This window comes from Streptomyces dangxiongensis (assembly GCF_003675325.1).
GTDB classification, from domain to species: domain Bacteria; phylum Actinomycetota; class Actinomycetes; order Streptomycetales; family Streptomycetaceae; genus Streptomyces; species Streptomyces dangxiongensis.
Window position 1 is genome coordinate 5,246,825 of the sequence record NZ_CP033073.1, and the last position, 16,878, is coordinate 5,263,702.

Annotated in this window: 11 protein-coding genes and 1 pseudogene; 11 read left to right on the plus strand and 1 reads right to left on the minus strand. The window is 70.7% G+C overall.

Annotated elements, in window-relative coordinates:
• Nucleotides 1-59 precede the first annotated feature (59 nt).
• Nucleotides 60-1,040 (minus strand): hypothetical protein, encoded by a 981-nt coding sequence (locus D9753_RS23630; protein ID WP_121788814.1) that lies wholly within the window; start codon nucleotides 1,038-1,040, stop codon nucleotides 60-62.
• 137 nt (nucleotides 1,041-1,177) lie between these two features.
• Here D9753_RS23630 and D9753_RS23635 point away from each other — a divergent pair, with 137 nt between their 5' ends.
• The 11 genes and pseudogenes from D9753_RS23635 to D9753_RS23690 all read left to right on the plus strand — a co-directional run bounded on the left by D9753_RS23635 (nucleotide 1,178) and on the right by D9753_RS23690 (nucleotide 16,625).
• Entirely contained in the window at nucleotides 1,178-3,802 is a 2,625-nt protein-coding gene (locus D9753_RS23635; RefSeq protein ID WP_121788815.1) for a valine--tRNA ligase, read from the plus strand.
• 210 nt (nucleotides 3,803-4,012) lie between these two features.
• Nucleotides 4,013-5,527, plus strand: coding sequence for a bifunctional tetrahydrofolate synthase/dihydrofolate synthase (gene folC, locus D9753_RS23640; protein WP_121788816.1), 1,515 nt, complete (start codon nucleotides 4,013-4,015; stop codon nucleotides 5,525-5,527).
• A gap of 7 nt (nucleotides 5,528-5,534) precedes the next feature.
• Nucleotides 5,535-5,897: a DUF4233 domain-containing protein gene (locus tag D9753_RS23645; protein ID WP_121788817.1), complete on the plus strand. Its 363-nt coding sequence runs from the start codon at nucleotides 5,535-5,537 to the stop codon at nucleotides 5,895-5,897.
• A gap of 65 nt (nucleotides 5,898-5,962) precedes the next feature.
• Nucleotides 5,963-6,376 (plus strand): nucleoside-diphosphate kinase, encoded by a 414-nt coding sequence (ndk, locus tag D9753_RS23650; RefSeq protein WP_121788818.1) that lies wholly within the window; start codon nucleotides 5,963-5,965, stop codon nucleotides 6,374-6,376.
• 220 nt (nucleotides 6,377-6,596) lie between these two features.
• A complete protein-coding gene (locus D9753_RS23655; protein ID WP_121788819.1) occupies nucleotides 6,597-7,616 on the plus strand; it encodes a rod shape-determining protein in 1,020 nt (339 codons plus the stop codon).
• A 164-nt stretch (nucleotides 7,617-7,780) separates the two neighbouring features.
• Nucleotides 7,781-8,719 carry a rod shape-determining protein MreC gene (mreC, locus tag D9753_RS23660; RefSeq protein ID WP_121788820.1) on the plus strand — a complete coding sequence of 313 codons (939 nt, stop codon included), beginning with the start codon at nucleotides 7,781-7,783 and terminating at the stop codon, nucleotides 8,717-8,719.
• A 12-nt stretch (nucleotides 8,720-8,731) separates the two neighbouring features.
• Nucleotides 8,732-9,409 (plus strand): rod shape-determining protein MreD, encoded by a 678-nt coding sequence (gene mreD / locus D9753_RS23665; RefSeq protein ID WP_121788821.1) that lies wholly within the window; start codon nucleotides 8,732-8,734, stop codon nucleotides 9,407-9,409.
• Nucleotides 9,410-9,584: 175 nt separating this feature from the next.
• Nucleotides 9,585-11,846: a penicillin-binding protein 2 gene (mrdA, locus tag D9753_RS23670; RefSeq protein WP_121788822.1), complete on the plus strand. Its 2,262-nt coding sequence runs from the start codon at nucleotides 9,585-9,587 to the stop codon at nucleotides 11,844-11,846.
• Entirely contained in the window at nucleotides 11,843-13,039 is a 1,197-nt protein-coding gene (rodA, locus tag D9753_RS23675; protein WP_121788823.1) for a rod shape-determining protein RodA, read from the plus strand. Before mrdA ends, rodA begins: the two co-directional genes overlap by 4 nt.
• Before the next feature lie 50 nt (nucleotides 13,040-13,089).
• Entirely contained in the window at nucleotides 13,090-14,592 is a 1,503-nt protein-coding gene (locus D9753_RS23680; RefSeq protein ID WP_121788824.1) for a CYTH and CHAD domain-containing protein, read from the plus strand.
• A gap of 70 nt (nucleotides 14,593-14,662) precedes the next feature.
• Nucleotides 14,663-16,625: pseudogene (locus tag D9753_RS23690) on the plus strand (TIGR03960 family B12-binding radical SAM protein).
• The last annotated feature ends 253 nt before the right edge of the window (nucleotides 16,626-16,878 follow it).

Genomic DNA, 16,878 nt, shown 5'->3' on the forward strand with positions numbered 1-16,878 from the left:
GCACGTGAAGGGGCCCCGGCCGGCCGGCCGGGGCCCCTTTCACATGTCCTGCGGCGATGTCAGGCCTTGACGCGGACCTCGTTGCGGAACTTGGCCGTCAGCTCGGCGTCGTCCGCCGGGTCGCTGCTCCGGCCGGACGCGAGGGTGGCGATGTCCATCGGCATGACCATGCCGAGCGTGCTGTTGTCGCCCCAGATGCAGATGTCGAACGTCATCTCCTTGGGGCCCCCGGACGAGCTGCTGGGGTTCTGGCCCTTGATCTGCTGGCACTTGAGGACCGCCCCCTTCAGCGAGGCGGGCTTGTACTGCTTCGGCTCGCCCACCAGGCCGACACCGTCGGTGCTTTCCTTGGTGCTTTCCTTCTTCATGTAGGCGAACATCGCGTCGACGGCCTTCTCGGGATCGTCGATCGAGCCGTACACCCCGCCGAACTTGATCTGCTTCTTGCTCAGCGGGTTGTCCGGGTCGCCGGACTCGTAGTCGGCGGTGACGTCCTTGGGGTCGTGCACACCCCACTTCTCGGCGTCCTTGAGGTCGCTCGACGTCATGCTGTCCGACTGGCTCTTGGCCTTCTTGTACTCGCTCAGCACCGTCGGCGGAGTCGTCAGCTTGTGCGGACCGTCGTCCGCCACACCGCTGTCGCCGCCCTTGCCGCCGAGCACGAAGTACGCGCCCACCGCCACGGCGGCCACCACGGCCACCACGGCCACCGCGCCGATGATCAGCCCCGTCTTCTTCTTCCCCCCGCCCGACTGCGGCGCCTGCGGTGTGCCGTACTGGGGCTGCTGGCCGTAGGGGGCCTGCTGCTGGCCGTACGGGCCGGGCTGCTGCGGCGCGCCCTGCTGCGGGTAGCCGTAGCCGGGCTGCGGCGCCGGAGGGGCCTGCTGGGGATAGCCGTAGCCGGGCTGCGGAGCCTGCGGCTGCTGGCCGTAGGCGCCCGGCTGGCCGTACGGCCCAGGCTGCCCAGGCTGCCCCGGCTGGCCGTACGGGCCCGGCTGCTGGGGCGGCTGGCCGTACGGGCCCGGCTGGTTGTGGCTCATTGCTGGGTTCCCCTCCAGAAGCTTATGTGTTCACGACATCCTGGCCCAGGCCCGGAAAACCCCCGGCACCGGGGGCCGCACCGTTACAGAACAAACGCGTTTCGGGACGACCCCGTGACACCCCTAAACTGAGCCCCGTGACCGAGAACGCTCAGCAGCAGCCACCCGCGCCCGACTCCGAACTGCCGACCCAGTACGCGCCGGCCGATGTAGAGGGGCCGCTGTACGAGCGCTGGGTGGAGCGGGGTTACTTCGAGGCCGACGCGAAGAGCGAGAAGCCGCCGTACACCGTCGTCATCCCGCCGCCGAACGTCACGGGCAGCCTGCACCTCGGGCACGCCTTCGAGCACACCCTCATCGACGCCCTCACCCGCCGCAAGCGCATGCAGGGCCACGAGACGCTGTGGCAGCCGGGCATGGACCACGCCGGTATCGCCACGCAGAACGTCGTCGAGCGGGAGCTGGGCAAGGAGGGCAAGTCCCGCCACGACCTCGGCCGGGAGGCGTTCGTCGAGCGCGTCTGGCAGTGGAAGGCCGAGTCCGGTGGTCAGATCAGTGGTCAGATGCGCCGCCTCGGTGACGGCGTCGCCTGGTCCCGTGAGCGCTTCACCATGGACGAGGGCCTCTCCCAGGCCGTCCAGACGATCTTCAAGAAGCTGTACGACGACGAGCTGATCTACCGCGCCGAGCGCATCATCAACTGGTGCCCGCGCTGTCTGACGGCCATCTCGGACATCGAGGTGGAGTACCAGGACGACGACGGCGAGCTGGTCTCCATCACGTACGGCGAGGGTGACGAGACGCTCGTCGTCGCCACCACCCGCGCCGAGACGATGCTCGGCGACACCGCCGTCGCCGTCCACCCCGACGACGAGCGGTACCGGCACCTGGTCGGCAGGAGCATCAGGCTGCCGCTGACCGACCGCTCCATCCCGGTCGTCGCCGACGCGCACGTCGACCCCGAGTTCGGCACGGGCGCCGTCAAGGTCACCCCGGCCCACGACCCGAACGACTTCGAGATCGGTCAGCGGCACGGCCTGCCCTCCGTCGCCGTGATGGACGAGCACGCCGTCATCACCGCTCACGGGCCCTTCCAGGGCCTGGACCGGCTGGAGGCCCGCTCGGCCATCGTCGCCGCCCTGCGCGCCGAGGGCCGGATCGTCGCCGAGAAGCGGCCGTACGTCCACTCCGTCGGCCACTGCTCCCGCTGCAAGACCACCATCGAACCGCGCCTGTCCATGCAGTGGTGGGTCAAGGTCGGTCCGCTCGCGAAGGCCGCCGGGGACGCCGTCCGCGACGGCAAGGTCAAGATCCATCCGCAGGAGATGGAGAAGCGGTACTTCGACTGGGTCGACAACCTCCACGACTGGTGCATCTCGCGCCAGCTCTGGTGGGGCCACCGGATCCCGGTCTGGTACGGCCCCGACGGCGAGATCGTCTGCGTCGGCCCCGACGACGAGCCGCCCACCGGCGAGGGCTGGCACCAGGACACCGACGTCCTCGACACCTGGTTCTCCTCCGGCCTGTGGCCGTTCTCCACCCTCGGCTGGCCCGGACAGACCGAGTCGCTCGCGAAGTTCTACCCGAACTCCGTCCTGGTCACCGGCTACGACATCCTCTTCTTCTGGGTCGCCCGGATGATGATGTTCGGCCTGTACGCGATGGACGGCACCCCGCCGTTCCACACCATCGCCCTGCACGGCATGGTCCGCGACCAGTTCGGCAAGAAGATGTCGAAGTCCTTCGGCAACGCGGTCAACCCGCTGGACTGGATGGACAAGTACGGCTCCGACGCCCTGCGCTTCACGCTGGCCCGCGGTGCCAATCCCGGCGTCGACGTCCCGATCGGCGAGGACTGGGTCCAGGGCTCCCGGAACTTCGCCAACAAGATCTGGAACGCCACCCGCTTCGCGCTGATGAACGGCGCGACGGTCCAGGGCCCGCTGCCGGAGCCCTCGGCGATGTCGGCGACGGATCGCTGGATCCTGTCCCGGCTGAACTCGGTGGTCGCCGAAGTCGACGCCCACTACGAGGACTTCCAGTTCGCGAAGCTCTCCGACGCCCTCTTCCACTTCGCCTGGGACGAGGTCTTCGACTGGTACGTCGAGCTGTCCAAGACGGTCTTCCAGGCGGGCGGCGAGCCGGCCGAGGTCAGCAAGCGCGTCCTGGGCGAGGTCCTGGACGTCACGCTCAGGCTGCTCCACCCGGTCGTCCCGTTCGTCACGGAGACCCTGTGGACCACCCTCACCGGCGGCGAGTCGGTCGTGATCGCCGAGTGGCCCACGGACTCGGGCTTCCGGGACCGGGCCGCCGAGCGGGAGATCGAGACCCTCCAGTCCGTCATCACCGAGGTCCGCCGCTTCCGCGCCGACCAGGGTCTCCAGCCCGGCCAGCGGGTCCCGGCCCGGCTGACGCTCGACGGTACGGACCTCGCTCCGCACGAGGCCGCCATCCGCCAGTTGCTCCGCCTCCAGCCGGAGGGCGACGCCTTCACGGCCACGGCGACCCTCCCGGTCGGCGGCGCCGAGGTCGCCCTCGACCTGTCCGGCACGATCGACGTCGCCGCGGAGCGCAAGCGCCTCGCGAAGGACCTCGCCGCCGCCGAGAAGGAGAAGGCCCAGGCCGACGCCAAGCTCGGCAACGAGGCGTTCCTCGCCAAGGCCCCGGAGAACGTGGTGGACAAGATCCGCACCCGCCTCGCCAAGGCGGAGGAGGACATCACCCGCATCCGGTCCCAGCTTGACAGGCTGCCGCAGGCGTAGGCACCCGTACGCCGTCGAAGGCTCCCGCAGCCGTGAGGTCGCGGGAGCCTTCGCGTGCCCCGGGCCGGGCGCTGCCCGCAGGCCGCGCGGCTGCCCTGAAGGGGCGGGGGGAACCGCGCGACCGGCCACGACGGACCCGCGGCCGGCTCACGAGACAAGCCACCTCATACCGGCGCCCCGAAGTTCCCGCCCGCTCCGTAGACTGACACCGTGAGCGACCACCCCGGCACCAGTGACACCCCCGACCCCCTCGACGCCTTCGAGGAGCTGATCGCGGAAGAGACCGACCGTGACCCCGACCTAGCGGTGATCGAGGCCGGCAGCCGTACCCTGCGGACCCAGGGCGGCTCCCCGCAGGCCGACGTACCCGGGCGCCCGGAGGACCCGGAGGTCGACAAGGCCCTGCGCGAGGTCGAGACGGAGCTGGCCACCCGCTGGGGCGAGACCAAGCTGGAGCCCTCGGTCGCCAGGATCGCCGCGCTGATGGACGTGCTGGGCGATCCGCAGCGGGCGTACCCCTCGATCCACATCACGGGCACCAACGGCAAGACCTCCACCGCCCGCATGATCGAGGCCCTGCTCGGCGCCTTCGAGCTGCGCACCGGCCGCTACACCAGCCCCCACGTGCAGTCGGTCACCGAGCGGATCAGCCTGGACGGCGCCCCGGTCTCCGCCGAGCGGTTCGTCGAGACGTACCAGGACATCAAGCCGTACGTGGAGATGGTCGACTCCGCGCAGGAGTACCGGCTGTCCTTCTTCGAGGTCCTGACCGGCATGGCGTACGCCGCCTTCGCCGACGCGCCCGTCGACGTCGCCGTGGTCGAGGTCGGCATGGGCGGCTCCTGGGACGCGACGAACGTGATCGACGGCGACGTCGCCGTCATCACCCCGATCGACCTGGACCACACCGACCGCCTCGGCGGGACGACCGCGGAGATCGCCGTCGAGAAGAGCGGCATCGTCAAGCAGGGCGCGACCGTCATCCTGGCCCAGCAGCCGGTGGACGCGGCGCAGGTGCTGCTGAAGAAGGCCGTCGAGGTGGACGCCACGGTCGCCCGTGAGGGGCTGGAGTTCGGGATCGTCGCCCGCCAGGTCGCCGTCGGCGGGCAGATGGTCACGCTGCGCGGCCTCGGCGGCGAGTACCCCGAGGTGTACCTCCCGCTGCACGGTGCCCACCAGGCGCACAACGCGTCCGTCGCGCTCGCCGCCGTCGAGGCGTTCTTCGGCGTCGGTGCGCAGCGCGCCGAACCGCTGGACATCGACACGGTGCGCAAGGCGTTCGCGGCGGTGTCCTCGCCGGGCCGTCTGGAGGTCGTACGGCGCTCCCCGACGGTCGTGCTGGACGCCGCGCACAACCCGGCGGGCGCCGAGGCCGCCGCGGAGGCGGTGCGCGAGGCGTTCGACTTCAGCCGGCTGATCGGGGTCGTCGGCGCGAGCGGCGACAAGAACGTGCGGGGGCTGCTGGAGGCCTTCGAGCCGATCTTCGCCGAGGTCGTCGTCACGCAGAACTCCAGCCACCGGGCCATGGACGCGGACGAGCTGGCCGCGATCGCCGTCGAGGTGTTCGGCGACGAGCGGGTCCAGGTCGAGCCGCGGCTGCCGGACGCCCTGGAGGCCGCGATCACGCTGGCCGAGGAGGAGGGCGAGTTCTCGGGCGGTGGCGTGCTGGTCACCGGTTCCGTCATCACGGTCGGCGAGGCCCGGCTGCTGCTGGGAAAGGGCTGAGGATCCCGTGCGTACGCTCTGTGCATCGACGCTGATCGGCGAGTTCTTCATCATCGGCTTCGCCGGGCTCGTCGCCATGAAGGACCCGGACCTGTCCATGACGACGGTGTGGCTGGTCAGCGGTATCGCCATGCTGCTGTGCGTGCTGCTGTGCGGCATGGTCACCCGGCCCGGCGGGGTGGCCCTCGGCTGGGCCCTCCAGCTCGCCCTGATCGCGTCCGGGGTCTTCGTCCCGACCATGTATTTCATGGGTGCGGTCTTCGCGGCCCTGTGGTGGGCATCGGTGCACTTCGGGAGAAAGGTGGACGAGGCGAAGGCCCGTTTCGCGGCGGGGGCCGAGTCCGCCTCCTCCCGGGCTGACGCTGCGTGACAGGGGCTCCGACACGCCCTGTAGCCTCGTCCCACCGCACCCGTCCGTCGCGTAAGGAGCCCTTCGTGAGCCAGCGCACCCTTGTCCTCCTCAAGCCCGACGCCGTCCGTCGAGGCCTGACCGGCGAGATCCTCAGCCGTATCGAGCGCAAGGCCGGCTGGCAGATCACCGCGCTGGAGCTGCGCACCCTGGACCAGGACACGCTGGAGCAGCACTACGGTGAGCACAAGGGCAAGCCGTTCTACGAGCCGCTGGTGGAGTTCATGTCCTCCGGCCCGGTCGTCGCGCTGATCGTCGAGGGCGAGCGGGTCATCGAGGGGGTGCGGCAACTGGCCGGCCCGACCGACCCGATCGCCGCCGCGCCCGGTTCGATCCGCGGTGACTTCGGCGTGATCGTCCGCGAGAACCTGATCCACGCCTCCGACTCCGAGGAGTCGGCCGAGCGCGAGGTGAAGATCTTCTTCCCGGGCCGCGCCTGACACCCGCGGCCGGTACCGGCGATCGAGGGAACGAGCGTCCCCGAACGCCCGTCTCCACAAGCGGGGCGGCACGCCATCCGGTGACAATGGCGGAGACCCTCGCGCAGTGTGCGTGCAGGCGCGTTTACGATGGAAGCCTTCACGTCACAGCACCCGCCTCGCCGTCCTGACATGCCCTCAAAAGCTCGGGAAGGCCAGATGAATCCGGATGGGGAACTCAATGTCGTTCATCGGCCGTGACATGGCTGTCGACCTCGGGACCGCCAACACGCTGGTGTACGTCAGGGGTCGCGGGATCGTCCTGAACGAGCCGTCCGTCGTGGCGATCAACACCAACACGGGTGGGATCCTCGCGGTCGGTGCCGAAGCGAAGAAGATGATCGGCCGGACGCCGGGCAACATCGTGGCCGTCCGCCCGCTGAAGGACGGCGTCATCGCCGACTTCGAGATCACCGAGCGGATGCTCCGCTACTTCATCCTGAAGATCCACAAGCGGCGGTACCTGGCCCGGCCGCGGGTCGTCGTCTGCGTGCCCTCGGGCATCACGGGCGTCGAGCGCCGCGCGGTCATCGAGGCGTCGTCCCAGGCCGGTGCCCGCCAGGTGCACATCATCGAGGAGCCGATGGCCGCGGCCATCGGCTCGGGTCTGCCGGTCCACGAGGCCACCGGCAACATGGTGGTGGACATCGGCGGCGGCACCACGGAGGTCGCCGTCATCTCGCTCGGCGGTATCGTCACCGCCCAGTCGATCCGTGTCGCCGGCGACGAGCTCGACAACGCGATCATCCAGTACATCAAGAAGGAGTACAGCCTCCTGCTGGGTGAGCGGACCGCGGAACAGATCAAGATCACGATCGGTTCGGCGTACGAGCTGGAAGCCGACGAGCACACCGAGGTCCGCGGCCGGGACCTGGTGTCCGGACTGCCGAAGACCGTCGTCATCTCGGCCGCCGAGGTCCGCAAGGCGATCGAGGAGCCGGTCAACGCGATCGTCGACGCGGTCAAGACGACCCTCGACAAGTGCCCGCCGGAGCTGTCCGGCGACATCATGGACCGGGGAATCGTCCTGACCGGCGGCGGCGCGCTGCTGCGCGGAATCGACGAGCGGCTGCGCCGCGAGACCGGCATGCCGATCCACATCGCCGAGGACCCGCTGGACAGCGTGGCGCTCGGCTCCGGCAAGTGCGTCGAGGAGTTCGAGGCGCTCCAGCAGGTCCTGGACGCCCAGCCGCGCAGATGACGCGACTGTTCCGGTCCGCCGTACGAGACGTTCTCCTCTCGTGCGGCGGATCGTTGACATAGAGGCATAAGCTCCCACGAATGGGTCTCCCGGGCCGACGCCGCGCCACGCGCGTTCTCCAGGGGCCCCGCATTCCTACTTGAGGAAGGGCACGGCCGCCGCACGTGAGGGACACGAAAGAGAGCCGGCTGCTCCTGGTCCTGCTGGTCGCCATCGCGTTCGCGCTGATCACGGTGGACATCCGTGGGGGCCGGAACTCCCCGGTCGACGGTGCCCGGCAGGCCGCCGCCACGGTGTTCGGCCCGGTCGAGAACGGGATGTCCTCCGCGGTCGACCCGGTCGGCAACGCCGTCTCCGCGATCCGGGACTCCGGCAGCCGACACGACCGGCTCGCCGCGCTGGAGAAGGAGAACGCGGCCCTCAAGGCGAAGCTCGGCAGCGACGACCGCAACCGCAGCCGCCTCCGGCAGCTCGACAGCCTGCTGAAGACCGCCGGCGAGGGGCAGTACGGCGTCAAGGGCGCCCAGGTCATCGCCATAGGGTCGGCCCAGGGCTTCTCCTGGACCATCACCATCGACGCCGGCGCCGACGACGGCATCAAACGGGACATGACCGTCCTCAACGGCGACGGCCTGGTCGGCCGGGTCACCACCGTCGGGCCCAGCACCTCCACCGTGCTGCTCGCCAACGACCCCGACTTCACCGTCGGCACCCGCATGGAGGGCGACGACGAACTCGGCTTCACCTCCGGGCAGGGCGACCGCCCGCTGCGCGTGGAACTGCTCAACGGCAAGGCGGAGGTGAAGAAGGGCGACCGGCTCGTCACCTTCGGCTCGCAGGCCGACAAGCCGTTCGTGCCGGGCGTCCCGGTCGGCGTCGTCTCCCGCGTCGACCCCTCCGGCGGCGGCCTCACCCGCACCCTCTACGTCACCCCGTACGTGAGCTTCACCAAGCTCGACGTCGTGGGCGTGGTCGTGTCGGCCCCGCGGAAGGACCCCCGCGACACCGTGCTCCCGGCCAAGCCCCGGCCACACCCGACGCCGACGGTGACCGTCACGGTCAACCCCTCCGCCGGCGCTCCCGTCACCGACCAGCAGCAGTAGGAGCTGTATCCCATGCGTGTCAACCGCATCCTGCTCTCCAGCGCACTGGTCGTCGTGGCCCTGGTCATCCAGGTGAGCGTCCTGGCCCGGCTGCACCTGCCGGGCGCCGTCCCCGACCTGCTGCTGCTCACCGTCCTCGGCCTGGCGATGGTGTACGGCCATGTCGGCGGCGCCCTCGTCGGGTTCGGCGCCGGCCTGCTCGCCGACCTGGCGCCGCCCGCCGACCACGCGGCGGGCCGCTACGCGCTCGTGCTCTGCGTCACCGGCTACGTCGCCGGGCTCATCAGGCCGGAGAACGGCCGGCTGAAGTCGGCGACCGGCCCGATGGCCGTCGTGGTCGCCGCCGCCGTCGGCTCCACCCTGCTGTACGCCGGGGTGGGCGCCCTGGTCGGCGACACCGCCGCCCGCCATGTCGGCCTGCCCGGACTGCTGTTCTCGGCCGCCCTGTACGACCTGCTGCTCGCCCCGTTCGTGGTCCCCGGGGTGATGTGGCTGGCCCGCCGCGCCGACAACGACCCGCTCACCGAGACCGGCCCCGCGGCGACGGCCGGTGACATCTCCTCAGGCTGGCTGTCCTCGGGCACCGGCCTGCGCGTCGGCGGCCGGCGCGGCGGAGTCGGCGCGCTGAAGGCCAAGGCCCGCACGCGGTCCGCCCGGGTCGGCCGCATCAAGGGGGTCAAGCGGCTGTGAACCATGCGAAGTTCACCCGAACGGGTCAGCCCGCGCGGAACGCGGGCGCACCGGCCGGCCGTTCATCATGCGTACACCCGCGGCCCGTTCGCACACCCGCGCCGCTCGCGCACACGCCTCGCGCCCTGGCGCCCCGCGCCCACACCCGCGCACCCGGAGAGGGGGAGACACCGCAGTGACCAACATCCCCGAGACCGGCCGGACCCCACGGGTCCAGATCCGGCTCGTCGTGATCCAGATCCTCGTCCTCTCCCTCCTCGGCACGCTCGGCGGCCGGCTGTGGTACCTCCAGATCCGGGAGGGCGCGGAGTACCAGAAGGAGGCGTCCGGCAACCATGTCCAGCAGGTCGTCGACCCCGCCGTGCGCGGCGACATCCTGGACGCCCGGGGCGTGCCCCTCGCCGACAACGAGACCCGCCTGGTCGTCTCCGCCTCCCGCACCGACCTGCTGAAGCAGAAGGACAACGGCAGGGCCGTCCTCACCAAGCTGGCCGATGTCCTCGGCATCGAGCCCGAGGAGGTCATGCGGAAGGTCCGGCTGTGCGACGCCAAGACGCCCCAGCCCTGCTGGAACGGCTCGCCCTACCAGCCGATCCCCATCACGGACGAGGCCACCGCCAAGCAGGCCCTCCAGATCCGTGAGCGCTCCGAGGACTTCCCCGGCATCACCGCCGAACCCGAGGCCGTCCGCCGCTACCCGGCGCCCGGCAAGTCCAACAGCGCGCAGGTCCTCGGCTACCTCTCGCCCGTCACCGACTCCGAGATCCAGCAGGCCCAGCACACCGATTCGCCCTACCTGCGCTCCGACATGGTCGGCCGCTCCGGTCTGGAGCGCAAGTACGACAAGGTGCTGCGCGGCAAGGCCGGCGTCACCCGCTACGAGGTCGACAACCTCGGCCGGGTCATCGGCAAGGCCAAGTCGGACGCGGCCGAGTCCGGTTCGAACCTGGTCACCAGCATCGACTCCCGGGTCCAGCGGGTCGCCGAGTACGAACTCGACAAGGCGATGAAGGTCGCCCGCCAGCAGTACGACAAGATCACCGGCGAGAACTACAAGGCCGACTCCGGTGCCGTCGTGGTGATGGAGGCCAGGACCGGCCGGATCGTCGCGATGGCCTCCGCGCCGACGTACGACCCGAACGTCTGGGTCGGCGGCATCTCCGGGAAGGACTACAAGGCCCTCACCGGCAAGGACTCCGACTACCCCCTGCTGAACAGGGCCATACAGGGCCAGGCCGCACCCGGTTCGACCTTCAAGGTGGTCTCCACGGCCGCCGCGGTCGAGGCCGGTTACGCGTTCGACGGCCGCTATCCCTGCACCAGTTCCTACTCGGTGGGCGGCCAGGTCTTCAAGAACTTCGAGGGCGAGAACTTCGGGCCGATCTCCCTCGGCCGCGCCCTGGAGGTCTCCTGCGACACCGTCTTCTACGGCCTCGCCGACCGGGAGTGGAAGCGCGACGGCGGCATCAACCCCGCGAAGGGCCGCCCGAAGGACTACTTCTTCAAGGCCGCCCACCAGTTCGGCCTCGGCGCCGAGACCGGCGTCGACCTGCCCAACGAGGTCACCGGCCGGGTCCCGGACCGCCAGTGGAAGCTGAACTACTGGAAGGCCAACAAGGACGCCTGGTGCAGGTCCGGCAAGAAGGACGGCTCCTACGTCGAGAAGATCGCCTACGAGAACTGCCTCGAAGGCAACAAGATGCGCGAGGGCGACGAGATCAACTACTCCATCGGCCAGGGCGACACCCTCGTCACGCCGATCCAGGAGGCCGTGATCTACGGCGCCGTCGCCAACGGCGGCACCATGTACCAGCCGACCATCGGCAAGGCGGTCATCAGCGCCGACGGGAAGTCCGTCCAGGAGATCAAGCCGAAGAAGCGCGGCAGGCTGCCGGTAAGCCAGGCCACCCTCAAGGGCATGAACGACGCCTTCGCCGGCGTCATCACCCGCGGTACGGCCGCCTGGAAGTTCGGCGGCTGGCCGCAGGACAAGATCCCGCTGCACGGCAAGACCGGCACGGCCGAGGTCTACGGCAAGCAGACCACGTCCTGGCTGGCCACCTACTCCGGGGACTACACGGTGATCATGACGATCGCCCAGGCCGGTACGGGTTCCGGGGCCTCCGGTGAAGCCGTCCGCAACATCTACAGCGCGCTCTACGGCGTCCAGGCCGACGGCACCGTCGACAAGAAGCGGGCGATGCTGTCCGAGCCGCAGAAGGGCCTGCCCAAGGTCCGCCCGGACGGCACCATCGCCGCCCCCAAGGTCACCGGCGACCCGGCGAAGGACGCCGAGGCCGCCCAGAAGAACAACCCCAGCAACGGCGACGACGAGCAGCCCGCGGGCACCACGGCCCCGCCCACCACGGGCAACCGCGACACCCGCAGGAGCCGTAGACGGTCCCGCGGGACCGGAAGCCGGAGGATGCCCTCATGACCGGCACGAACAGCTTCTCCGTCTCCGGGTACGGCCCCGAGCGGGCCGGCTGGACCAGGATCTTCGCGCGCGACTCGCTGGCCCGCCGGCTGGACTGGCCCATCCTGCTCGCGGCCACCGCGCTGTCCCTGATGGGCTCGCTGCTGGTGTACTCGGCGACCCGCAACCGCACCGAACTGAACCAGGGCGACCCGTACTTCTTCCTGGTCCGGCACCTGATGAACCTGGGCATCGGGATCGCCCTGATGATCGCCACGGTCTGGCTCGGCCACCGGGCCCTGCGCAACGCCGTGCCGATCCTCTACGGCCTGTCGGTGCTCCTCGCCCTGGTCGTCCTCACCCCGCTCGGCGCCACCATCAACGGCCAGCGCAACTGGCTCGTCATCGGCGGCTTCTCGCTCCAGCCCGCCGAGTTCCTCAAGGTGACGATCATCCTCGGGATGGCCATGATGCTGGCCGCCCGGGTCGACGCCGGCGACAAGCCGTACCCGGACCACCGGACCGTCTTCCAGTCCCTCTGCCTGGCCGCCGTACCGATCCTCATCCTGCTGCTCATGCCGGACCTCGGTTCGGTGCTGGCCATGGTCGCGATCATCCTCGGCATCCTGCTCGCCTCCGGAGCCTCCAACCGCTGGGTCTTCGGCCTGCTCACCGCCGGGGTGATCGGCTGCATCGCGATCTGGAAGCTGCACATCCTGGACGAGTACCAGATCAACCGCTTCGCGGCCTTCGCCAACCCCGACCTGGACCCGGCGGGCGTCGGCTACAACACCAACCAGGCCCGCATCGCCATCGGCTCCGGCGGCCTCACCGGCGCCGGGCTCTTCCACGGCTCCCAGACCACCGGCCAGTTCGTGCCCGAGCAGCAGACGGACTTCGTCTTCACGGTCGCGGGGGAGGAGCTGGGCTTCCTCGGCGCGGGCCTGATCATCTTCCTGCTCGGAGTCGTCCTGTGGCGCGCCTGCCGGATAGCACGTGACTCCCCGGAGCTGTACGGGACGATCGTCGCCGCCGGGATCGTCGCCTGGTTCGCCTTCCAGGCCTTCGAGAACATCGGCATGACCCTCGGCATCATGCCGGTCACCGGTCTGCCGCTGCCGTTCGTGTCGTACGGCGGCTCGTCGATGTTCGCGGTGTGGGTGGCGCTGGGACTGTTGCAGTCGATCAAGGTGCAGCGGCCGATGTCCGCGTAGAGCCGCGGCGGCCCCTGCCCCGCCGGAGCCCCGGGTACTAGATTCGGGGCATGGCGGACGCGAAACGCGAGATCGAGCGCAAGTACGAATCCGACGACAGCGGGCTCCCCGACCTGACCGGAGTCGCCGGGGTGGCGGCCGTCCTCGACCAGGGCCTGGCCGAACTGGACGCCACCTACTACGACACCGCCGACGAACGCCTGGCCGCGGCCTCGCTCACCCTGCGCCGCCGAACCGGCGGCTCGGACGCCGGCTGGCACCTGAAGTTCCCGGTCGCCCCCGGAGTCCGCGACGAGATCCGGGCCCCGCTCTCCGACACCGTCCCCGAGGAGATCGCCGCCCTCGTCCGCTCCCGCGTCCGGGACCGCGAGCTGATCCCCCTCGTCCGGCTGCGCTCCGCCCGCGACGTGCGCCACCTGGTCGACGCCGACGGCACCCTGCTGGCCGAGGCGAGCGTCGACGTCGTGACCGCCGAGCGGCTCGCCGGCGGGAGCGGCAGCACCCGGTGGACCGAGATAGAGGTGGAACTCGCCGACGGCGGCGACCCCGCCTTCCTCGACCGGGTGGACGAACGCCTGCGCAAGGCGGGCGTACGCCCCTCCGGCTCGCCGTCGAAACTGGCCCACGCCCTGGAGCGCACCGCCGGTGACCGCCCGGAGAAGGACAGCGCGCCCGCGCCGCCCCGGACGGCCGGCGACCACGTCCTCGCCTACCTCCACGCCCAGCGGGACGCACTTGTCGGGCTCGACCCCGCCGTGCGCCGCGACCTCCCCGACGCGGTGCACCAGATGCGCGTCGCCACCCGGCGCGCCCGCAGCGCCCTGCGCTCCTTCCGCGGCGTCCTGGACCGCGAGGTCACCGGCCCCGTAGGCGCCGAACTGAAGTGGCTCGCGGGCGAGCTGGGCGCCGGCCGCGACCAGGAGGTGCTGGCCGACCGGCTGACGACCGCCCTCGACGCCCTGCCGCCCGGCCTGGTCACCGGCCCCGTCGCCGAACGGCTCGCCACCCGGACGGACCCCCGCCGCACCGGCACCCACGCCCACCTGACCGGCATCCTGGACTCCCGCCGCCACCTCGCCCTGCTGGACGGCCTGGACGCCCTCCTCGCCGACCCGCCGCTGCTCAGGGCGGCCGGGAAGAAGCCGGGGAAGCCACTCGCCAAGGCCGTACGCAAGGACGAGAAGAAGCTGAAGCGGGCCATGCGGCACGCGCTGCGCCTGCCGCCCGGCGAGGAACGCGACCTCGCCCTGCACGAGGCCCGCAAGAAGGCCAAACGCACCCGCTACGCGGCCGAGGCGGCCACCGCGGCCCTCGGCGCGTCCGCCCGCACCCTGACCAAGGACATGAAGTCCCTCACCACCCTCCTCGGCGGCCACCAGGACAGCCTCATGGCCCGCCGTGCCCTGCGCGAGCTGGCCGCGGTGGCCCACACGGCGGGAGAGAGCGCGTTCACGTACGGGGTGCTGTACGGCAGGGAGGAGGCACGGGCTGCCGCCGCGGAGGCGGAGCTGCCCGCGCGGTGGCGCGGGACCGGGGCCGGGGCGCCCGGCTGAGCGTTCGGGGGGAGCCGCCGGGCGGGTTACGCTGAAGGGTCCCCCCTGTCAGCTCATGAAGGTTCGCGAGATGCCTGTCGAGTCGGTTTTCCCGCAGCTCGAAGCTCTGCTCCCGCACGTGCAGAAGCCGATCCAGTACGTCGGCGGCGAGCTCAACTCCACGGTCAAGCCGTGGGACGAGTGCGATGTCCGCTGGGCGCTCATGTACCCCGACGCGTACGAGGTCGGTCTGCCCAACCAGGGCGTCATGATCCTCTACGAGGTCCTCAACGAGCAGAAGGGCGTCCTCGCCGAGCGCACCTACAGCGTGTGGCCGGACCTGGAGGCGCTGATGCGCGAGCACCGCGTCCCGCAGTTCACGGTGGACAGCCATCGCCCGGTCAAGGCCTTCGACGTGTTCGGCATCAGCTTCTCCACGGAGCTGGGTTACACGAACATGCTCTCCGCCCTCGACCTGGCCGGGATCCCGCTGGAGTCCAGGGACCGTACGGTCGACGACCCGATCGTCCTGGCCGGCGGCCACGCGGCCTTCAACCCGGAGCCGATCGCCGACTTCATCGACGCGGCCGTGATCGGCGACGGCGAGCAGGCCGTGCTCGACATGACCCGGATCGTCCGCGAGTGGAAGGCGGAGGGCCGCCCCGGCGGACGCGAGGAGGTCCTGTTCCGCCTGGCGAGGACGGGCTGTGTACATCCCGGCGTTCTACGACGTCGAGTACCTGCCCGACGGCCGTATCGCCCGTGTCGTACCGAACCGGAGCGGTGTCCCCTGGCGCGTGTCCAAGCACACCGTCATGGACCTGGACGAGTGGCCCTACCCCAAGCAGCCCCTGGTGCCGCTGGCCGAGACGGTCCACGAGCGGAGGATGTCCGTGGAGATCTTCCGCGGCTGTACCCGCGGCTGCCGCTTCTGCCAGGCCGGCATGATCACCCGCCCGGTCCGGGAACGCTCCATCACGGGCATCGGCGAGATGGTCGACAAGGGCCTGAAGGCCACCGGCTTCGAGGAGGTGGGCCTGCTCTCCCTGTCCTCCGCCGACCACTCGGAGATCGGGGACATCGCCAAGGGCCTGGCGGACCGCTACACCGACGACAAGATCGGCCTCTCCCTGCCCTCCACCCGCGTCGACGCCTTCAACGTCGACCTGGCCAACGAGCTGACCCGCAACGGCCGCCGCTCGGGCCTGACCTTCGCCCCCGAGGGCGGCTCCGAGCGCATGCGCAAGGTCATCAACAAGATGGTCTCGGAAGAGGACCTGATCAGGACCGTCGCCACCGCCTACGGCAACGGCTGGCGCCAGGTGAAGTTGTACTTCATGTGCGGCCTGCCGACGGAGACGGACGAGGACGTCCTCCAGATCGCCGACATGGCGATGCACGTCATCCAGAAGGGCCGCGAGGTCTCGGGCGCCAACGACATCCGCTGCACGGTGTCGATCGGCGGTTTCGTGCCGAAGCCGCACACGCCGTTCCAGTGGGCGCCCCAGTTGTCGGCGGAGGAGACGGACGCGCGCCTGGAGAAGCTCCGCAACAAGATCCGCGGCGACAAGAAGTACGGCCGTTCGATCGGCTTCCGCTACCACGACGGCAAGCCCGGCATCGTCGAGGGCCTGCTCTCCCGCGGCGACCGCAGGACCGGCGCGGTCATCCGCGCGGTCTACGACGACGGCGGCCGTTTCGACGGCTGGCGCGAGCACTTCTCCTACGACCGCTGGATGGCCTGCGCGGGCAAGGCGCTGGCCCCCTTCGGCGTCGACGTCGACTGGTACACCACCCGCGAGCGCACCTACGAGGAGGTCCTGCCCTGGGACCACCTGGACTCCGGTCTCGACAAGGACTGGCTCTGGGAGGACTGGCAGGACGCCCTCGACGAGACCGAGGTCGAGGACTGCCGCTGGACCCCGTGTTTCGACTGCGGCGTGTGCCCGCAGATGGACACGTCCATCCAGATCGGCCCCACCGGCAAGAAGCTCCTGCCGCTGACGGTCAAGAACGCGGGCCCGACACCGGCTCCCAGCGGGCACGCGCACTGAGGTGAGTGCGGTGCCCGGCGTCGATGCCGTGCATGCCGAGGGGCCGCCGGCGCCGGGTCGCGGCCAGGGCCGGTCCTGGCCGCGCCCCTCGGCCGCCCCCGCGCCAGCCGAGAGGGCATGGCGGCTCCCTGACAGGTCGTACCGGCGCCCGTCCGCACCCCGTGGTCTCACGCCAGGGCGGCCGTGCCCGGGCCGCACGACGGGCGGCATGCGGTCCGGTGACGGCACGATGGGGGAGAGGGGGCGGCCGCGT